15 protein-coding genes are annotated in these 17,971 nt (G+C 51.1%); 10 read left to right on the plus strand and 5 right to left on the minus strand.

What is annotated here, in order from left to right; translation table 11 throughout:
* Positions 1 to 285: 285 nt before the first annotated feature.
* Entirely contained in the window at positions 286 to 1,674 is a 1,389-nt protein-coding gene (locus B152_RS0111970) for an aspartate aminotransferase family protein (RefSeq protein ID WP_020592666.1), read from the minus strand.
* Positions 1,675 to 1,949: 275 nt separating this feature from the next.
* On the opposite strand from B152_RS0111970, the gene B152_RS0111975 reads away from it, so the two are divergent.
* From B152_RS0111975 to B152_RS0111990, 4 genes are all read left to right on the plus strand, one after another.
* The gene (locus B152_RS0111975) at positions 1,950 to 3,269 is read left to right on the plus strand and encodes a response regulator (RefSeq protein ID WP_020592667.1); all 1,320 of its coding nucleotides are present in this window, start codon (positions 1,950 to 1,952) and stop codon (positions 3,267 to 3,269) included.
* Positions 3,270 to 3,335: 66 nt separating this feature from the next.
* Positions 3,336 to 4,943 carry an ABC transporter substrate-binding protein gene (locus B152_RS0111980; RefSeq protein WP_211212190.1) on the plus strand — a complete coding sequence of 536 codons (1,608 nt, stop codon included), beginning with the start codon at positions 3,336 to 3,338 and terminating at the stop codon, positions 4,941 to 4,943.
* Between the two features lie 203 nt (positions 4,944 to 5,146).
* On the plus strand, positions 5,147 to 6,091 hold the full coding sequence (locus tag B152_RS0111985; RefSeq protein WP_020592669.1) for an AEC family transporter: 945 nt from the start codon (positions 5,147 to 5,149) through the stop codon (positions 6,089 to 6,091).
* 275 nt (positions 6,092 to 6,366) lie between these two features.
* Positions 6,367 to 7,272, plus strand: coding sequence for a LysR family transcriptional regulator (locus B152_RS0111990; protein WP_020592670.1), 906 nt, complete (start codon positions 6,367 to 6,369; stop codon positions 7,270 to 7,272).
* Between the two features lie 78 nt (positions 7,273 to 7,350).
* Here the strand turns inward: B152_RS0111990 and B152_RS0111995 are convergent, their stop codons facing one another.
* Positions 7,351 to 8,022, minus strand: a complete 672-nt coding sequence (locus B152_RS0111995) for an orotate phosphoribosyltransferase (protein WP_026261514.1) — start codon at positions 8,020 to 8,022, stop codon at positions 7,351 to 7,353.
* Positions 8,023 to 8,265: 243 nt separating this feature from the next.
* On the opposite strand from B152_RS0111995, the gene B152_RS0112000 reads away from it, so the two are divergent.
* Together B152_RS0112000 and B152_RS0112005 are read left to right on the plus strand one after the other, a co-directional pair.
* Entirely contained in the window at positions 8,266 to 8,883 is a 618-nt protein-coding gene (locus B152_RS0112000) for a DUF3885 domain-containing protein (RefSeq protein WP_020592672.1), read from the plus strand.
* A 319-nt stretch (positions 8,884 to 9,202) separates the two neighbouring features.
* Positions 9,203 to 10,015 (plus strand): enoyl-CoA hydratase/isomerase family protein, encoded by an 813-nt coding sequence (locus tag B152_RS0112005; RefSeq protein ID WP_051083028.1) that lies wholly within the window; start codon positions 9,203 to 9,205, stop codon positions 10,013 to 10,015.
* Positions 10,016 to 10,095: 80 nt separating this feature from the next.
* On the opposite strand, the gene B152_RS0112010 is transcribed toward B152_RS0112005, so the two are convergent.
* Positions 10,096 to 11,100, minus strand: a complete 1,005-nt coding sequence (locus B152_RS0112010) for a zinc-dependent alcohol dehydrogenase family protein (RefSeq protein WP_020592674.1) — start codon at positions 11,098 to 11,100, stop codon at positions 10,096 to 10,098.
* Between the two features lie 144 nt (positions 11,101 to 11,244).
* Here B152_RS0112010 and B152_RS0112015 point away from each other — a divergent pair, with 144 nt between their 5' ends.
* Both B152_RS0112015 and B152_RS0112020 read left to right on the plus strand, forming a co-directional pair.
* The gene (locus B152_RS0112015) at positions 11,245 to 12,186 is read left to right on the plus strand and encodes a LysR family transcriptional regulator (RefSeq protein WP_033406230.1); all 942 of its coding nucleotides are present in this window, start codon (positions 11,245 to 11,247) and stop codon (positions 12,184 to 12,186) included.
* Positions 12,187 to 12,391: 205 nt separating this feature from the next.
* Positions 12,392 to 12,913 carry a PAS domain-containing protein gene (locus B152_RS0112020; RefSeq protein ID WP_157231058.1) on the plus strand — a complete coding sequence of 174 codons (522 nt, stop codon included), beginning with the start codon at positions 12,392 to 12,394 and terminating at the stop codon, positions 12,911 to 12,913.
* A 27-nt stretch (positions 12,914 to 12,940) separates the two neighbouring features.
* Here B152_RS0112020 and B152_RS23510 read toward each other — a convergent pair whose 3' ends face one another.
* Complete coding sequence (locus tag B152_RS23510; protein WP_020592677.1) at positions 12,941 to 13,381, minus strand: PaaI family thioesterase; 441 nt, start codon at positions 13,379 to 13,381, stop codon at positions 12,941 to 12,943.
* 118 nt (positions 13,382 to 13,499) lie between these two features.
* Positions 13,500 to 13,979 carry an Lrp/AsnC ligand binding domain-containing protein gene (locus B152_RS0112030; protein WP_020592678.1) on the minus strand — a complete coding sequence of 160 codons (480 nt, stop codon included), beginning with the start codon at positions 13,977 to 13,979 and terminating at the stop codon, positions 13,500 to 13,502.
* A gap of 120 nt (positions 13,980 to 14,099) precedes the next feature.
* Between B152_RS0112030 and putA the strand changes: the two genes are divergently transcribed.
* Together putA and B152_RS0112045 are read left to right on the plus strand one after the other, a co-directional pair.
* Positions 14,100 to 17,282, plus strand: a complete 3,183-nt coding sequence (gene putA / locus B152_RS0112035) for a bifunctional proline dehydrogenase/L-glutamate gamma-semialdehyde dehydrogenase PutA (RefSeq protein ID WP_020592679.1) — start codon at positions 14,100 to 14,102, stop codon at positions 17,280 to 17,282.
* A gap of 151 nt (positions 17,283 to 17,433) precedes the next feature.
* Positions 17,434 to 17,967, plus strand: a complete 534-nt coding sequence (locus tag B152_RS0112045; protein WP_020592681.1) for a hypothetical protein — start codon at positions 17,434 to 17,436, stop codon at positions 17,965 to 17,967.
* The last annotated feature ends 4 nt before the right edge of the window (positions 17,968 to 17,971 follow it).

The following is a 17,971-nucleotide window of genomic DNA, read 5'->3' on the forward strand; positions in this document are numbered from 1 at the left end:
TTGTTGTTGCTTGTTGCAAGGCTTCCCCAAAACAAGCTTATCAGTTGCTGAATTAATGAATAGTGTACCCCAAATCAACAACAATTGGCAGTCTATTGCGTCATCATACTATCACCAACGCGACTGAACGACGCATTAAGATAACAAGGTCTGCACAAAAGGATGTTACCTCTTTGCACTGCTCCTGCATTGATCGATGTCAAGAGTCCGTGAATTTTATGAAACCGGGATACCCGCGGGGATAAATGATAGAAGGTGGTGATGTGTCACCTTCTATCGCATAAACTAGGCGGGCAGCAGCCCTTCTTGTCTTGTCCAGTCCAATGTTCTTTCCAGCGCTTTTGCAAAGCGTTCGATCATTTGATCTATCTGATCATCAGTGATGATCAGAGGAGGACAGAAAGCAATGGTGTCGCCCATGTTGCGGATAATCAGTCCTTCCTCAACGGCCCGCTCATTTAAATAGGTGCCGACCTTGCCTGCAGGCGAAAAGCTTTCCCTGGTTTGTTTGTTCTGAACAAGTTCAACACCGGCAATAAGCCCGACACCCCGGACTTCCCCCACCAGAGGATGGTCTTTGAAGACAGAAAGTTTGTTTTGAAGATGTGCTCCGGTTTCTGCCGCTTGGGCAAAGAGGTTACGTTCTTCGTAGATCTTCAGGGTTTCAAGCGCGACCGCAGCGCAGACAGGATGCCCGGAATAAGTAAAGCCGTGACCGAGTACGCCGATTTTGTCAGAATTGTCGGCAATGACCTGATAGAACTTGTCATTCATCATCACGGCTGAGATCGGAAGATAGGAAGAGCTGAGTGCTTTGGCCATGGACATGATGTCGGGTTTTATGCCGAAGGTCTGGCTGCCAAAGGCATTGCCTGTACGGCCAAACCCGCAGATTACTTCATCCGCAATCAACAGGATATCGTGTTTCTTGAGCACGGCCTGGATCTTTTCCCAGTAGGTTGCTGGCGGAACGATTACGCCGCCGGCTCCCATTACAGGTTCCCCGATAAAAGCCGCGATGGTGTCAGGACCTTCGGCCAGGATCATTGCTTCAAGTTCCTGGGCCATACGGCTGGCAAAAGCTTCTTCACTTTCTCCTTCTTTCCCAAAGCGCCAGTAGTGGGGGCAGGAAGTATGGAGAATGTTTTTGATCGGTAAATCAAAGTCGGTCTGGTTGATGGGCAGACCTGTCATGCTTGCTGTTGCAACTGTGACGCCGTGATACCCCTTTATCCGGCTGATGATTTTCTTCTTCTCGGGACGGCCCAGAGCATTGTTGTAGTACCAGATCAGTTTGACGATCGTGTCGTTGGCTTCCGAACCAGAATTGGCAAAGATCACTTTGGACATGGGCACGGGAGCCATGGCGATCAGTTTCTCTGAAAGCTCGACGGGAGGGATCGGTGTCTTGTGGGTGAAGCCGTGGTAAAACGGCAGGGCGCGCATTTGTTTGGCAGCAGCCTCAGCCAGACGTTCCTCGCTGAAACCCAGAGAGGTGGACCAAAGTCCTGCCATGCCTTCGATGTAGGATTTTCCCTGATCATCGAAGACTTCAATGCCCTTGCCGTGGGTCATCACAAGCGGACCTTTTTTCTCGTGGGCCCTGGCATTTGTATAGGGGTGCAGGCAATAGGCGATGTCGCGACGGGCAATCGAATTAGGCTTGGGGCTCATGAAATTTTCCTGTTTGGTCACAAAATGCGTTTATTGGTGAGGTTGGATCATAGGGTGAAATGACCTGCAGACCCTGAGAACCAGGCAATTACACCCGAGTGTCAGGCTTTCTTCAAGGAGAGAAAAGGGGCAAGCAATTTTGTACTTTGCTCACCGTATTTTCAATGAAGGGAGGGAGGTTCCGATCTCTTATTAATATGGCAATGATTTCCCTTTAGGATCGGGGGGCTGTCATTGGATGACGTTTGATAAATTGTTTCAAGGATTGTGACGGAATGAGTTCCAGGGAAGATGAATCTTATCAGCTGTTGCAACAAGATTTTGTCGACCAGTGCCACAGTGTTGTTGAAGATCTTGAAGATCGCCTCAATCAGGTCTACGCCGGACAGATGAGCGAGACTGAAGCGATTCAACTCATCCGCAGAGAAGCGCATAATCTCAAAGGCCAGGGGACAGTGTTCGGGTTTTCCGTGATTGCCATGATTGCACACAGGCTGGAAGACTATCTGGCGAAAACCAACAGTTTGGGTGGAGAAAATATCGATGCTGTAAATGTGTATCTGGATCACATCGGTAAGCTGGCTAATGTTAATCGGATACTGGATCAGGCTGACGCGGCACAGCTGCTGCGTTCTCTTCCCCAGGCCTTCGACTCGTCACAGGGACAGCCCGACCCGGAAACCGGTACGGTCGAAGAAGTTGAGGTGATGGTCTCTATTTCCAGTCGGTTGCATCTTCATCGGCTGGCTCAGGAACTGAATCGACCGGGATGGCGGATGATTTCTTTTGGCAATACACTGGAATTGCTTGAAAATGCCCTGGCCAGCCCACCGGATGGTGTTATCGTTTCTGGGGAGATGCCAAAGGTTTCAGGTATAGACCTTGGGCGCATATTTCAAATACTTGATCGTGTTCGCAGCATACCCTTCGTGCTTCTGACAAGCCGGAGAAAAGATGATGTTCATTTTTCAGGGTTACCAGAACGGATTGAATTTATCAGCACGGGTTCCAGCTTCTCTGAAGATGTACTCAGGATTTCCAAATGCTTCTCTGCGGCAGCAAAAAATACTGTGGCATCTCGGACGCCAAAACAGAAAAGGCTTCTGGGAGATGAAAAAGCTTCATTAACCGCGACTGTAAAAAAAGCAGGTTCGCCCCGGAGGCCAGAGAATAGCGCGGGACAGGAGCAGCAGGAAAAATACGGCAACCTGAAAGTGTTGGTCGCGGAAGACAACAAGATTAACAGGGTTCTTATTCAGAGCTTTTTTGAAAAACGGCCTTTTGATCTGACCTTTGCTGAAAATGGTATCGAAGCGGTCGAATGCTGCCGCAGGCAAGCTTTCGATGTTGTGTTGATGGATGTCATAATGCCTGAAATGGATGGGATTGAAGCCACCGGGAAAATCAGGGGATTGGAAAATAGTTGGGCCGGGAGTGTGCCGATTATCGCCCTTACGGCAGATGATACTGAAAAAGATCGCTTGCGCTACAGGGAAGCAGGCATGAACGGCTGTATTGGAAAACCAATTGATCCAACGGCACTGGCAGAGATGATCAACAGCCTTGTGGGTCGTCCAGGCCCTGAAAGGGGCTGAAGAGGCAGAGATTAAAAAAATCTGTAAGGCATGTCTGTGCAATATTTATGTGGAAAAGGTGACAACGTGAAAAAGAACTCCCAATACAGGATCGGGAAAGCATTGCTGGTTTTCTCGGTACTGTTTTTGTTCTTTGCAGGGCGCGACAACACTGTTGCTGCTGAGAGTACCTTTCGCTGGGCCTATCAGGGAGATATCCAGTCTCTCGACCCCCACGTTCTGAATGAAAGCTTTACCCTGGGATTTCTCTCCAACGTGTATGAAGGGCTTGTTCGCCGGGATCATAATCTCGGAATTGAACCGGCCCTGGCCGCAAGCTGGGAGCAACTTGAGCCGACCCGGTGGCGTTTCCATCTGCGACAAGGCGTTGTCTTTCACAATGGAAATCCTTTTACAGCAAGCGATGTGGTTTTTACCTTTGAGCGGGCTTTACATAAGGACGCGAATGCCAAGAGTTATATCCCGGCGGGCCTGGAAATTGAAGTAGTTGACGATTTTACGATCGATTTCATTACAGCAACTCCCAATCCGATACTGTTTCACGAATGGCCAAACCTTCTGATCATGGACCGGGAGTGGAGCGAGGCAAATGGGGCCGAAATTCCGGCATCAGTAGCTGAAGGACGTATAGGTTTTGCTTCTGCCCACGCCAATGGCACAGGGGCGTTTCGGCTGCTTTCCCGGGTAGAGGGCGGAGCTGCCGAACTGGAAGTCAATAACCAGTGGTGGGACGAGAAAAAACATAACCTGGACCGCGTGATTTTTACCCCAATAGGCAAAGATGCGACAAGGGTTGCCGCGTTGATTTCAGGTGAGATGGATCTGATTTATCCTGTTCCACTACAGGATATGGCCGCGATTGAGGCGCTGGAAGAAACAAGAGTTGTTGCCGGACCGGAAGTCAGAACAATGTTTCTGGGCATGGATCAAATGCGCGACGAGCTGCTCTATTCCAATGTGATGGGTGAAAATCCTTTGGCAGATCGCAGGGTGCGTGAAGCATTTTACCGGGCCATAGACGTGGAACTTCTGAACAGAAAAGTCCTCTATGGCATCGGGATGCCAGCTGCGACGATGATTTCCCCTCTGTTGTTTGCTCCTGCCAAAGATATGCAGCGATTAGATTATGATCCGGAAAAGGCGCGGAATCTGTTAAAAGAAGCCGGCTATGAAAAAGGGTTTGAACTGGAGTTGCTTTGTCCCAATGACCGCTATCTAAAGGATGAAGAAATCTGTCTCGCCGTAGCGGCTTTCCTGGCCAAAATCGGGGTTACAGCCAAGGTTGAAGCCATCCCTAAATCACAGTTCTTTAAACGTCTGTTGGGTCAGGATACCTCGTTCTATTTTCTCGGTTGGACCCCCGGGAGCCTGGACAGTTACAACGTGATCCAGAATGTGATCGGCAGTCCGGACAAAGAATTGAAACGGGGCGGGTTTAATTTCGGGGGTTACAGCAATCCCCGCATTGATCAGTTGGCTGAAAAAATCCTGGTTGAGATTGATCAGGGCAGACGGAACGAACTGATTACCCAGGCCTATCAGATTCTCGCCGAGGATGTTGGTTATATCCCGCTACACCAACAGGGGGTGGTCTGGGGTGTTCGTCGTGGTATCGAAGTTCGGAGCAGGGCGGATGACAGCCTGATGCTCTACACGATTACAAAGGCCCGCTAGAGTAAGGAGGAGATTGCCTGCTACGATAAGCGAGAAGGAAAGCCTGATTGAATTGTGATAAAGGTGGCCTTCTCGGTTTGGGGGAGTAGTATTGCAGCAACCTCACTTCGCAAACAGGGCTGAAATCTTGGTCCTTGTCTTGTGCTACCTCTCCAGCGATCCAGGCATTCTGCTTTCGGAAAGCTGTTACAGTCCGGATTATCATGCTCACGGTTTTCGAAAGTATTCTTCCGATTTTCGCCATTGTTATGCTTGGCTTTGGCCTGCGGAAGTCGAATTTTGTTCCGGCTGATCACTGGCGTGTGGTTGAAGAGCTCTGTTTTTGGGTTTTCTTCCCGACGCTTCTGGCCGAGACCCTGATCAAGGCCGACCTGGAATCTATTGCACTTGGTCCCTATGTCTTTACGCTGTTGGCCATGCTTGTGACCATGGCGGTCCTGACTCTTCTGACCTGGCCGTTTCTTGATCGCTTTTGGCAAACAAAACGCGGACAGTTTTCGACCATTTTCCAGACGACGACCCGTTGGCACGGCTTTATCGCCTTGGCGATCGTTTTCAAACTCTATGGTGATGACGGGGCTGCGCTTATTGCCGTGGCCATTGCTGTGATGGTGCCCACGCTCCAGGTTTCGAATATCTTTGTACTGGCGACCTTTTCCTCAAATGACCGCCCGCCTGTTGCACAAATTGTAAAAATCATTCTGAAGAATCCTCTGATCTGGGGTGTTTCTGCCGGGTTGGTAATTAATCTGACCCAGATCACAGTCTGGTCGCCCATCATGACGATGGTTGATCTGTTGGGGCGCTCGGCGCTTGCCATATCCCTGCTGGCTCTTGGTGCCGGTTTGAGCCTGAAAGCAGCCCTTAAACCCTCAAAAGAGTTGCTGGTCGGTCTGGTCGGGAAGCTGTTTCTAACCCCGGCTGTTATGGCTTTCTGGGCGCTCTGGTTCGGGGTAAGTGGTTTGTCGTTTTCGGTGCTTCTGGTCTGTGCTTCCGTGCCGACGGCGATGAACGGGTATCTGCTGGCCAAAAAAATGGGTGGTGATGCCGATCTCTATGCTGCGACCTCCACGGTTCAGACTGTGGTTTCCTTCTTCTCAATTCCCATGATTCTGTGGTTGGGTAAGTCCTTTTTTGGCGCAACCTAGGTTTTGGATACAGATATTCCAGTATTCTGACAGTCTGTTATTTCAGGTCGCATAGCTTGTCTCTGCCCTATTGGCCAGAGCCAGGATAATCGAGCCAAAATCTGACCGACAAGATCTATCGCAGTTTGACTTCTGATTGTGCGGGCGCGGGTTTCATACAGATCTCTTGTGTGTAGCATGTCAAAACTCCTGTTGCTGGTGAAATGACTATCCCACATAAAGATGTTTGGTATAATGGCGGATATTTTTGCAACTCTATACCAAAGTTTGGAATAATGAGGCTGGAAGATTTAAAATTTTTTGTTCGACTGGCTCTGCTGAACAATGTGTCAGCAGCAGGAAAGGAATTTGGCTTATCCCCTTCAGCATCCTCTGCACGCCTGGCCACATTAGAGAGAAAACTTGGAACTCAACTGTTTTCCCGCACAACCCGTCAATTGGCCCTGACTGAAAGTGGCAAGGTACTACTTGGGCATGTTCAGGCGGGGCTTGAGGAAATATCCACCGGAATTAACCTGCTCAACGAAGCCACTGATGTCCCGAGCGGAACGGTACGAATATCCTGCAATATGTTTTTTGGACGGAAACATGTTTTGCCCTATCTCAATGAATTTATAAAGCTTTACCCGCAAGTTAAACTGGAAATGAGTTTCTCAGACAGGTTGGTTGACCTGATCGGAGAAGGTTTTGACATGGTAATACGTGCTGCTGCCCTGCCGGATTCAACTCTGCGAGCCCGGAGGCTGGGTGGTAATCCCCGGGTACTTTGTGCTGCTCCTTCTTATCTGGCGAGGAAGGGAGTGCCCGAGTGTCCGGCAGATCTGGCTGTGCATGATTGCATCGGGGCCAGCTTTTTGCCTGTCTGGTATTTTTCAGGCGCGAAGGGAGAAATTGCTGTGCCAGTTACTTCGGCTCTGACGGGTGACAGTGGTGACTACGCCTATGACGCAGCGTTGCTTGGTCTGGGACTGACGGTCAAATCAGTTGCGCATGTATGGGAAGATTTACGATCTGGCCGGCTTGTCGCCGTGATGGAAAATTATCCTGTCGCCAGGGCGGGGGATATCTGGGCTGTGTATCCTCCAGGGAAATTCACCCCGCCGAAGATATCGACTCTTATAGATTTTTTACAGGAAAAGTACGGGAATCCTCCCTATTGGGAGACAGATTACCGGAAATAAAATATTTCACTTTCCAAACCGGGCATAAAAATGGCGGCCCCGGATAGAGTGCCGCCATTTTGAAAAGCAGGGGCGTATTTAATCTGCCTTGCCGCCGCGTTCGCGGGACCAGTCGATCGGATTGTTCAGGAAGGAGCGAACCTGTTCCAGACCTTCATCGGCGAGATATCCTTTTTCCTCCGCCACCTGCAGGGCATCCCACCAAGTTGCCAGGGCGTGCAGGGTGACGCCTTCTTTTGCCAGATCACTGATCGACTGGGGGAAAATGCCATAATGGAAGAAAACAAAGGTATGATCGCATTTTGACCCGGCCTTGCGGATGGCCTCGACAAAGTTGAGCTTGGAGCCGCCGTCTGTCGCAAGGTCTTCAACCAGAAGCACCCGGCTGCCTTCGGGCATGTAGCCTTCGATCTGAGCATCACGTCCAAAACCTTTTGGTTTTTTACGTACATACAGCATAGGCAGGCCCATCCGTTCGGCGATCATCGCAGCGAAGGGAATGCCCGCTGTTTCGCCCCCGGCAATGGCATCAAGTGATTCATATCCGATATCACGCTGGATCAGCTCGACTGCCATATCCATCAGTTTGGCCCGGGCTCGCGGAAAAGAAATGATCTTGCGACAGTCAACATAGACCGGGCTGATGCGGCCCGAGGTAAAGGTAAAGGGATCTTCCGGGCGGAAAAGCACGGCTTCGATCTCCATAAGAATGGAGGCGGTTGTACGTGCGGTGTCGGTGATCTGGCTCATCTCGGTTCCCATCTCTATCGTCTGTGAGGGCTGCGGATTGATTTTGCCTTGTTTAGCTTTTGTCACGCTTTTCTGCAATGAAATTTGAGAGAAAGCTCTGCAGCGCAACAATAAGGAGCCTTGCAGTCTAATGAAACGTTCCGGTAGGATCGTTATCTGCGTCGGCTCCTCGGCGGCGAGCAATACGTGCAACATTTTCTAAAGCAACATGGGTTATGAAGTGGTGCTACAGTGAAGAAGTTCATGAAAAGAGCACAGTTTGAAAATATTTTTGGCGACAAGGCTTTATCATATGACCTTTTTTATAAGCACAACATCGCCCTTCGCTTTGAGCTTGAGCTTCCCCATAAAGGCGCTTTTCATGAAGAGTTCCTTTACTCTTGGGAACGCGCACAAACCATTATCCAACGAGTGTTTAATTCTGAAAGCTGTATAGGTGTCTGTTTAGCCCTAGAGAGCGATAGAAAATCTACATATTCTATCCGTGAACAAATATATGACTTGGAATGTAATGGTATTAATATCCCTAGAGATCGTGAGTATTGGTCTATACTGGAGGAAGAAAATGAAGGGAATGAATATTATTTGTATCGCCACTTCATTTTGTATGATGCTCCCTGTAAAGATCTCAAGTCGCTGATTTGGATTTCTTTGGCAAAATCTTTGGGTATACGTCCTGATATACATGGAGAGGTTTACATATTCGACCTTGAAAAACAGATACTCGCTCATCCCTATGATAACCAAGGTATTGATCTGATCAGTCCCAATATTGATAAACTCACCCCCATTTACCACGACTTAAACCATCTTCTTTTCGACTATGACAGAAAAGAAATGGATAGGGTATTTAAGGCCTAAACCCGTTGTTTATCTGAGATCTGTTCCAAGATCCTTGGTGTTTTATAACTAACTCGCCTTTTCCAACAAGCCTTCAAGATTTCGAATGATAGTTAAATACAACACTCAGAGACACGTTTTTCAACGATACCTAAGTAAGCATCGGACATTACAAAAAAGGGCGTTTCGACGGTGATCTATAAACGTCCATGATATAAGGTGATTGGTTTTAAAGAACCTGGGTCAGGACTTAATTCATTCTTCTTGCTACAAGCGGGGGGAAAGAAGGCACGCTTTGCTGCGATGATTTTTTGAAGATCTTATCTCAATCGAGGCCTATATGACAAAACCAGAAACCGTGGAGGGAACAGATAAAGAGAACTCTGTCCTGCTTCAACGCAATGGGGCCATTGCAACGGTCATCCTGAATCGACCTGAAAAGCGGAACGCCTTCAATCTCGCGATGTGGGCGCGGTTGGGCGATGTGATGCAGGAGGTTTCCGAAGATGATGGCTTGCGCTGCATCGTCATTCGAGGGGCAGGAGGGCGTGCCTTTGCGGCTGGTGCAGACATCGCTGAGTTTGAGCAGGTGCGTTTTTCGTCATCTCAGGCGGAAGAATATGCCAAGCCGATGGATCGGGCGGCGGAGGCAATCCGGGACTGCCCCCATCCCACCCTTGCCTTTATCGAAGGCGCCTGTATGGGCGGTGGGCTGGAGCTGGCGGCGCAGTGCGATCTTCGAATTGCCAATGCTTCGGCAAAGTTCGGAATTCCAATCAACCGGATCGGCAATGTTCTGCCTTCCCCGGCGATGCTGGCGCTGGTCGATCTGGTTGGCAGAAGTACAACGCTTGAATTGTTGCTGGAGGGGCGGATTTTTACGGCGGAAGAGGCCTATATAAAGGGGCTTGTCGGTCGCGTTGTCGAGGATGAGGTCGCGGAAGAAGAAGTATACAAGTCTGCAGGGAGAATTGCCGAAGGGGCTCCTTTGGCGGCACGCTGGCACAAGAGGCATGCAACGCGCGCTCTTGATCCAAAACCCTTGAGTTCAGAGGAACACAGAGAACCATTTCTCTGTTGTGATACCGACGATTATAAAGAGGGCATCAGAGCCTTCCTTGAAAAGCGCAAGCCCGTTTTCAGGGGAAAGTGAAAGAGCCGGAGCAGAGTGTTTCAAGTCTCTGCCCCGGTGCTTTTGTAAAACCGGATATGATTCCGGGGATCTTCTTGCTCTTAGACAGCGATGGCGATTTTGCCAAAATGTCCGGCTGTTTTCATTGCTTCGAAGGCTTTGGGGGTATCGTTAAAATCAAAGACCTGATCGATCACCGGGCGGATCTGGTGACGGGTCATCTGGGCCAGCATGTTGATAAACATGTCGCGGCTGCCAACCATGATGCCTTGCAGGCGCAGTTTTTTAAACAGGATCGGTAACGGTGAGATATTATGGCCGGGGTCAGCCTGTACCCCGATCATGGTGATTCGCCCGTTGAAGCGTGCAGCCTGAAGCGACTGTTCAAGTGTGCCGGGACCCCCTGTGTCGAGCACAACATCAGCGCCGACGCCATCGGTCAAGCGCAGAACTTCTGCAGCCCAGTCGGGTGTCTCGCGGTAATTGACCAGATGATCTGCCCCCATTTTTTTTGCACGGGCCAGTTTGTCGTTGCTGCTTGACGTAATAATGACCTTTGCCCCCAGTGATTTAGCAAACTGCAGGGCAAAGAGGGAAACCCCGCCTGTACGAAGAGTGACAACCGTTTGCCCGGGTTTAAGATCCCCTGTTTCCATCAGGGCATTCCAGGCCGTCAGGGCCGCACAGGGAAGGGAAGCTGCTTCTTCATAGCTGAGAAAATCGGGAATTTTGACCAGAGCTTTGGTCGGCAAGATGACCTCTTCGGCCAGCACGCCGTCGATTGATGCTCCCATGGCGGTGTACTGCGGGTCAAAGGCCCCGCTCTGCCAGTCGCGCCAGAACATGTTGGCAACGCGGTCTCCTGGGGCAAAGTCTGTGACACCTTCGCCAATCGCAATGATTTGACCTGCCCCGTCAGAAAGCGGGATCAAGCCGCCTTCTTTGGTTTGCGGGGTGCTGCCATTGGCCACGAGAAGATCACGATAGTTGAGCGACGTGGCGTGCATACGCAACCGGACCTCGCCTGGGCCGGGGTTGCCAATGCTGATTTCCTGTTGCTGCAAGTCCAGTTTTTCTGTGTTTGGGATAACTTTCCAGGCTTTCATGATTTTCTCCAGTTGAAAGGGTTTATCGAGATCAGGATGGTTGCTTTCCCGTCCGCTGCCTGAATAGTTAGGAAAGAAATATACATTCGACTAATTTATTATTTGTATGATATTCATTCAGTTTGTGAATGTGTTGAGGCGGAAATGCAAAACCTCGATCTGAATCTTCTGGTGGTGTTTGAAGCCATCATGACGGAACGCTCGATGACCGGGGCAGCCCGGCGGATTGGCATGACGCAACCAGCCGTATCCAATGCTGTGGCACGCATGCGGCAGGTCTGGAATGATCCGCTTTTTGTCAAGCAGGGGCGGGGGATCAGGCCAACCCCCTATGCAGAACGGCTGTGGGAAAAAACCAGGGCTCCCCTGCTGGAAATCAGGGATGCAGCTTCTGGTGATCAGTTTGACCCGGGGAAAAGCGGCCGGGTTTTCCGAATTGGTGTAACTGAATATCCCGTGGACATGCTCTGGTTGCCCTTGCGCAAGCTTCTCGAGCAGGAGGCACCGGGAGTGTCGCTGCATTCTGTTCCCTTGCATGGGAACACAGAAGAACTGTTGCTTGATGCCTCTGTTGATCTGGTGATCCATTATTATGTGGGCAGGCACAGGCAGATTCGCTCTTCCTGGCTGTTTAATAACCATCTCGTTTGTGCGGTTCGGCCAGACCATCCTATGATCCAGTCTTTGAAGTCTGGCGATATGCTGCCGCTGGAAGACTATCTCGCCGCGGATCATCTGATGGTGTCGCTCACCGGGGCGGCGAGTGCCAATGTGGACACTATTCTGCGCAGGCAGGGTCTTGTCCGTCGCGTAGCAATGACTGTAACTCATTTTGCTGCCATACCGCCGTTGCTTATGCAGACGGATCTGGTCTGCGTGACACCTCAGGCTGTTGTTGCCCGGGCAGTCAAGGCCGGGGATCTGATTATCGTCCCCTTGTCCTTCGAGATCGAACCCGCACCGATTTCACTTGTCTGGCACAGCCGACAGGACAGGGATCCCGGCAGCATCTGGATGCGGAAACTGATTTCAGACTTCGCAACTACGGAATCAAGACGGCTGGCTGATTATTTTTTGCAGGGGTAAGAGATGAACTGGCTTGAGTGATGCTTCACCGGGGAAGAGAAACGGCGTGCCGGGAGCAGGTGCTGCTTGATTTGTTTTCAAAATTTCTCAGGGAGCATTTCTGCGTTTTGATATGGTTTCAAATACTTGATCTATTGACCGGATAGCCTGAGAAATTTACTCTCTGGTTGAATTTTGGTTTTCCCCCTTTCTATCAGGTGAATGTATGCATCAGACGATAAGTCTGTCCGGGATACCAGTGACGAACCCGGTGTCTGTCATGGCGTCATTTTACGCCAATTTGACCGGAGCAGCTTTGTCCCGACTGATGCCTTTACCGGATAAAATTGATGATAACCCTGACTTTACACTGCCTTTATGGACTTCTTTTGACCCTCTGAAAGTGCGAAAAATTTTGCCCTGGGTGATGGTGATCCAGCGCGTGGGACCTGGGCCGGAAGGGCATGTTATCAAGTTGGAAGGCAATCGTATTGTCGAGCTTTCAGGTGTCAACTCCATGGGCAAAAGTCTTGCTGAGGCTTTTGACGCCGAGGTGGCAGCAATCAAGTGGCAAGAACTTGACCAGGTTTCGAAAAGCCGGAGCGTGTCTTATACCCGAAGCCCTGTTCCCCGGGATAATCGATCCTTTATCGAGATCTTTCGCGGCTGTTTTCCTTTTTGTGATGAGGAAGGCGTGGTGAGCAGGTTTCTTGTCGTTGTTGCTCCCGTCAGGGATGGCTTGATTTAGGAGGCAATTGCTTTTGGCAAAATGCTCCTAGAATATTTTCATCACAGCTTCGCCCTGTCCGACCAACTGTTTGTGCTGGTTAAAGACTTCGCAAGACAGGAATTTGGTACTTTTCCCCCCGCCCTTGTAAATGCCCGTAGCATAAAGTGTGTCGCCGACATTGGCAGGAGCTGTGAACAGAGTTGTCAGGGAGAGTGTTACTGCGCGGCGCTGTTTGGACGGATCGGGATTGTGGATAATTGCGTAACCGCAGGCGGTGTCAATCAGGGTCGCCAGAACGCCGCCGTGCATGATGCCTGCCCGGTTTAGATGACACTCAGCGATGGTCAGGATAACGGTTGCCCGGTTTTCAGACCATTGCCCCAGTTCATAGCCCATATGCTGGCCAAAGTTGCTGAGTTTATCCTCGGGCTTGTCCCCAGGCCTGACTTGTGAGGAAGTTTGGTTCTTGTTGTCCTTGTCGGTCATTCAGGCTGTTCCCGTTGCTGAAATAGTCTGCTGCTCCCCAGGAGCATAGGATGACCTGTTCAGCGGAGCAAGCTGTGGATACGCCGGAGGCTCTGCACTGAGAAAGGCACTCGCTGGATCAGAAATTGTCTTTTACATGCAGGATATTGGTGTTCTTGACTTCTTCCATGACCACATAGCTGTGAGTCTGGGAGACACCGGGAGCCGCAGCCAGCTTGTCGCCCAAAATTCCCCGATATTCAGTCATATCTGCTGCCCGAACTTTGATTAGATAGTCGAATCCGCCAGAGACCATATGACATTCCAGTACTTCCGGGATTTGCATAATGGTGGTTTTGAATTCTTCAAAAAACGCAGAGGTGGTTTTTTCGAGGGTAATCTGAACAAATACCAGCAGATTGACGTTGATTTTGGCCGGGTTAAGCGTCGCCATATACCCCTTGATATAGTTGCTCTGCTCCAGCCGCCGTACCCGTTCAAGGCAGGGGGTCGGGCTGAGGTTGACCCGGCGGGCCAGCTCAACATTGGAGATGCGGCCATCTTCCTGGAGGACGCGCAGAATGTTGCGATCAATTCGATCAAGGGTTCGTTCTGTCATATCGGAATATATAACTATAAAAATGCTAATTTACTAGAGAAAATATCGTGTATTTTTGATAAATGGCAGCACATATCGCTGATTGTGCGATACTCTCTTTGTGCTCTGGTTATCATCGGGATGCTGGAGGTGAGCTTTGACAACGCGGTTTCCGGGATTGAAAAGATGATCATTGATAAAGAAATGGCCAATGCGACCCCTTTGATGGCAGCGCTACGCAGCGCCTATCGCATGGATGAGAGTGCAGCTGTAAAGGCCCTGATTGCCTCTGTCGATTTTCCGAGTGAGGCCCTGGACAGGATTTCTGCCCGTGCCCGGGATCTGGTCAAGGAAGTTCGCAAATCCCGTGTTGGACAGGGCGGCATTGATGCTTTCATGCACGAGTTTGAATTGTCTTCTAAAGAAGGTGTGGTTCTGATGTGCCTAGCCGAAGCTTTACTGCGGGTGCCGGACAGTGAAACCATCGACAAGTTGATCCGTGACAAGCTGACTTCGGCTGACTGGGAAGCGCATCTCGGCCATAGTGAATCCCTGTTTGTAAATGCCTCGACCTGGGCGCTGATGCTGACTGGTCGGGTTGTGACGATCAAAAAAGAAGAAAGCCGCGATCTTTCCAATCTGCTGCACAAAATGGTGCAAAAAAGTGGTGAGCCTGTCATTCGCAAAGCTGTACGCCAGGCAATGAAGATTCTGGGCAAGCAGTTCGTCATGGGCCGCACCATTAAAGAAGCTCTTGTTCGCGCTGTTGAGGAAGAGAAAAAAGGCTATCGCTATTCATACGATATGCTGGGCGAGGGTGCCCGGACCATGCCGGATGCGGACCGCTATTTCGAGGCTTATCGGGCCGCGATTGAAAAGATCGGTGCTGCGGCCAAGGGGCGTGGTGTAATCAGCTCTCCTGGTATTTCAATTAAACTTTCCGCCATTCATCCCCGCTATCAGTTCAGTCATCTGGACCGGGTCATGAACGAAGTTGTTCCGCGTTTGAAAGCTCTGGCTCTTGATGCAAAAAAATATGACATCGGTCTGACGATTGATGCTGAAGAAGCCGACCGTCTGGAAATTTCCCTCGCGGTACTCGAAGCAGTATCTGGCGATCCTGATCTAAAAGGCTGGAGCGGCCTTGGGCTGGCGGTTCAGGCTTACCAGAAACGCGCCCCTTTTGTTATCGACTGGCTGGCTGATATGGCCCATCGTCACGGGCGCCGTCTGATGGTCCGGCTGGTCAAAGGGGCCTATTGGGACACGGAAATCAAGGTTGCCCAGGAACAAGGCCAGGATGGTTATCCGGTCTATACCCGCAAGATTTCTACCGATGTTTCCTATTTGTCCTGCGCCCGCAAGATGCTGGCTGATCCAGAAGCTTTCTATCCGCAATTCGCCAGCCATAACGCGCACACCGTGGCCTCCATTCTAGAGATGGCCAAAGTCGGACAGGACTTTGAATTCCAGCGCCTGCACGGTATGGGAGAAGCCCTTTATGAGCAGGTCGTCGGTAAAGAGGGCAAGGGATATCCCGTGCGCATCTATGCGCCGGTTGGCAGTCATGAAGATCTCCTGGCGTATCTGGTCCGGCGCTTGCTGGAGAACGGTGCAAACTCTTCCTTTGTCAATCGTATTCAGGATGAAAAACTGCCGATTGACGAGATTATTGCCGATCCGATCCAGAAGGCGCGCTCTCTGTTTAATATTCCGCACCCGCAGATTCCTTTGCCGCTCAATCTCTATGGAACCGAGCGTCAGAACTCCCTCGGACTGGACCTGTCAGATGCGCCAAAACTGGTTGATCTGGGAACAAAGATGAAAGCTTTTGCTTCGACGGGCTGGAGTGGAGGCCCGATCATTGGTGGTCTGGAAGTTCCAGGTGCCAAGCAAAAGGTGACATCACCTTCTGATCGCCAGGACAAGGTCGGTGAAATGGCCTGGGCCTCAAGCGAGCAGGCTGAGCAAGCAGTCGCCCGCGCGGATCGCGCCTGGTGGGGCTGGAACAAGACACCGGCTGCCAAGCGGGCGGAATGTCTTGAACGCATGGCCGATCTGATGGAAGAAAATACCCCGGAATTGATGGCGCTGTGTATGCGGGAAGCCGGAAAAAACACGGCGGATGCAATTGCCGAAGTACGTGAAGCGGTTGATTTTTGTCGCTATTATGCCGTGCGCTGTCGCCGTGAATTTGGAGATGCGATGGTGATGCCTGGCCCCACTGGAGAGCGCAACGAGTTGTCCCTGCAGGGACGTGGTGTCTTCCTCTGTATCAGCCCGTGGAATTTCCCGCTGGCGATTTTCCTTGGGCAGGTCAGTGCGGCATTGGCTGCCGGGAACGCTGTCATTGCCAAACCGGCTGAGCAGACCGGGCTGGTTGCTGCTGCAGCAATCAAGCTGTTCCACCGTGCAGGTGTACCGGGGGATGTATTACACCTTCTGCCAGGGGATGGCCCGACAGTTGCCGGACCACTGTTATCAGATGAGCGGATCAAGGGGGTTGCCTTTACCGGCTCAACCGAAACCGCCAAGCTGATCCAGCGGGCGCTTGCGGCGCGTGATGGCGAGATTGTGCCCTTGATCGCCGAGACGGGCGGGCAGAACGCCATGATCGTGGATTCAACGGCGCTACCGGAACAGGTGGTACGGGATGTGTTGCTGTCCTCTTTCCAGAGTGCAGGGCAGCGGTGTTCAGCGCTTCGGGTGCTTTTCCTGCAGTCGGATGTGGCTGATAAAGTTCTGACCATGCTGGGCGGGGCCATGGACGAGTTGACCATCGGGGATGCGGCGGATCTGGCAACGGATGTTGGTCCTGTGATTGACGAAGATGCCCAGGCCATGCTGACAGCGCATATCGAACGCATGCGCAAGGAAGCGAAGGTTATTCGGGACTTGCCTTTGCCAGCCTCTACCGCAAAGGGGACATTCGTTGCGCCTGCGGCCTTTGAGATTGCGGGGCTTCATGTGCTGCAAAAGGAAATCTTTGGCCCCGTGCTGCACGTTATCCGTTTCAAGGCCTCCGAGCTCGACAGCATTATTGACCAGATCAACAACTCCGGCTTTGGCCTGACCCTGGGTATTCACAGCCGCATTGACGAAACCGTCAATCACATCTGTCAGCGGGTGCGCGTGGGCAATGCCTATGTCAACCGCAACCAGATCGGCGCGATTGTCGGGGTCCAGCCTTTTGGTGGTACCGGGCTTTCCGGCACAGGACCCAAAGCAGGCGGTCCGCGCTATCTGCACCGTTTTGCCACGGAATATGCGGTCAGTATTGATACAACGGCGGCAGGTGGAAACACCTCGTTGATGACGCTCTAGTCCTGACTGATATGGTTAAAAAAAGCAAACCCGGTTGCCATCAGCAACCGGGTTTGCTGTTGCCTGCTCATGGCTATGGCGTGCCAAGGCTGCTTGCTGTAAGTCTTGTTATCGAAGGACATAAGGCCTGAAAAGCAGCGGGAGTGTATAGGTGGAGCGGGAAGATAACCGGGAATTTGTTCTGGAGGCCTTGCGGGCAAATGAAGTTTTGCGCTGGTTTGCTCAACCGAAAGCCGGACCGCTGTGGAAACACGAAAGGGCAACGGCACTGAGCAGAAGTCTGGTTTTGATCTGGGCTGTTTTACTGTTTTTTTGTGGGCTGATGAGCCTCGCGCAGTCTGCGACCATACCCTTGCTCATCCTGCTCCTTGTTGCATCGGGTGCCCTGATCCTCCGCGTTATCTGGATTTATTATCTGTCGCGGCGCCTGACCTACGCCCTGACATCTAAGCGCCTGCTTGTCCTGCTGGAGGCTGGCCGACCCATTGAATATAAAAGCTATTTGCTTAGCCAGATCAGCAAGATTGACCGGGAAGAGAACAACGATGGCTCAAGCAACATTGTTCTCTCGATCCAGCCAAGAAATGCATACGGGAATGACACGACGGATGGCCTTTGGTGCATCCCAGAGGTCGAAGAGTTTGAGAGGGAACTTTTCGACCTCTGTCCTGGACTTAAACCGTAAGGTG

It is taken from the genome of Kiloniella laminariae DSM 19542, from assembly GCF_000374005.1.
Taxonomy (GTDB): Bacteria; Pseudomonadota; Alphaproteobacteria; order Kiloniellales; family Kiloniellaceae; genus Kiloniella; species Kiloniella laminariae.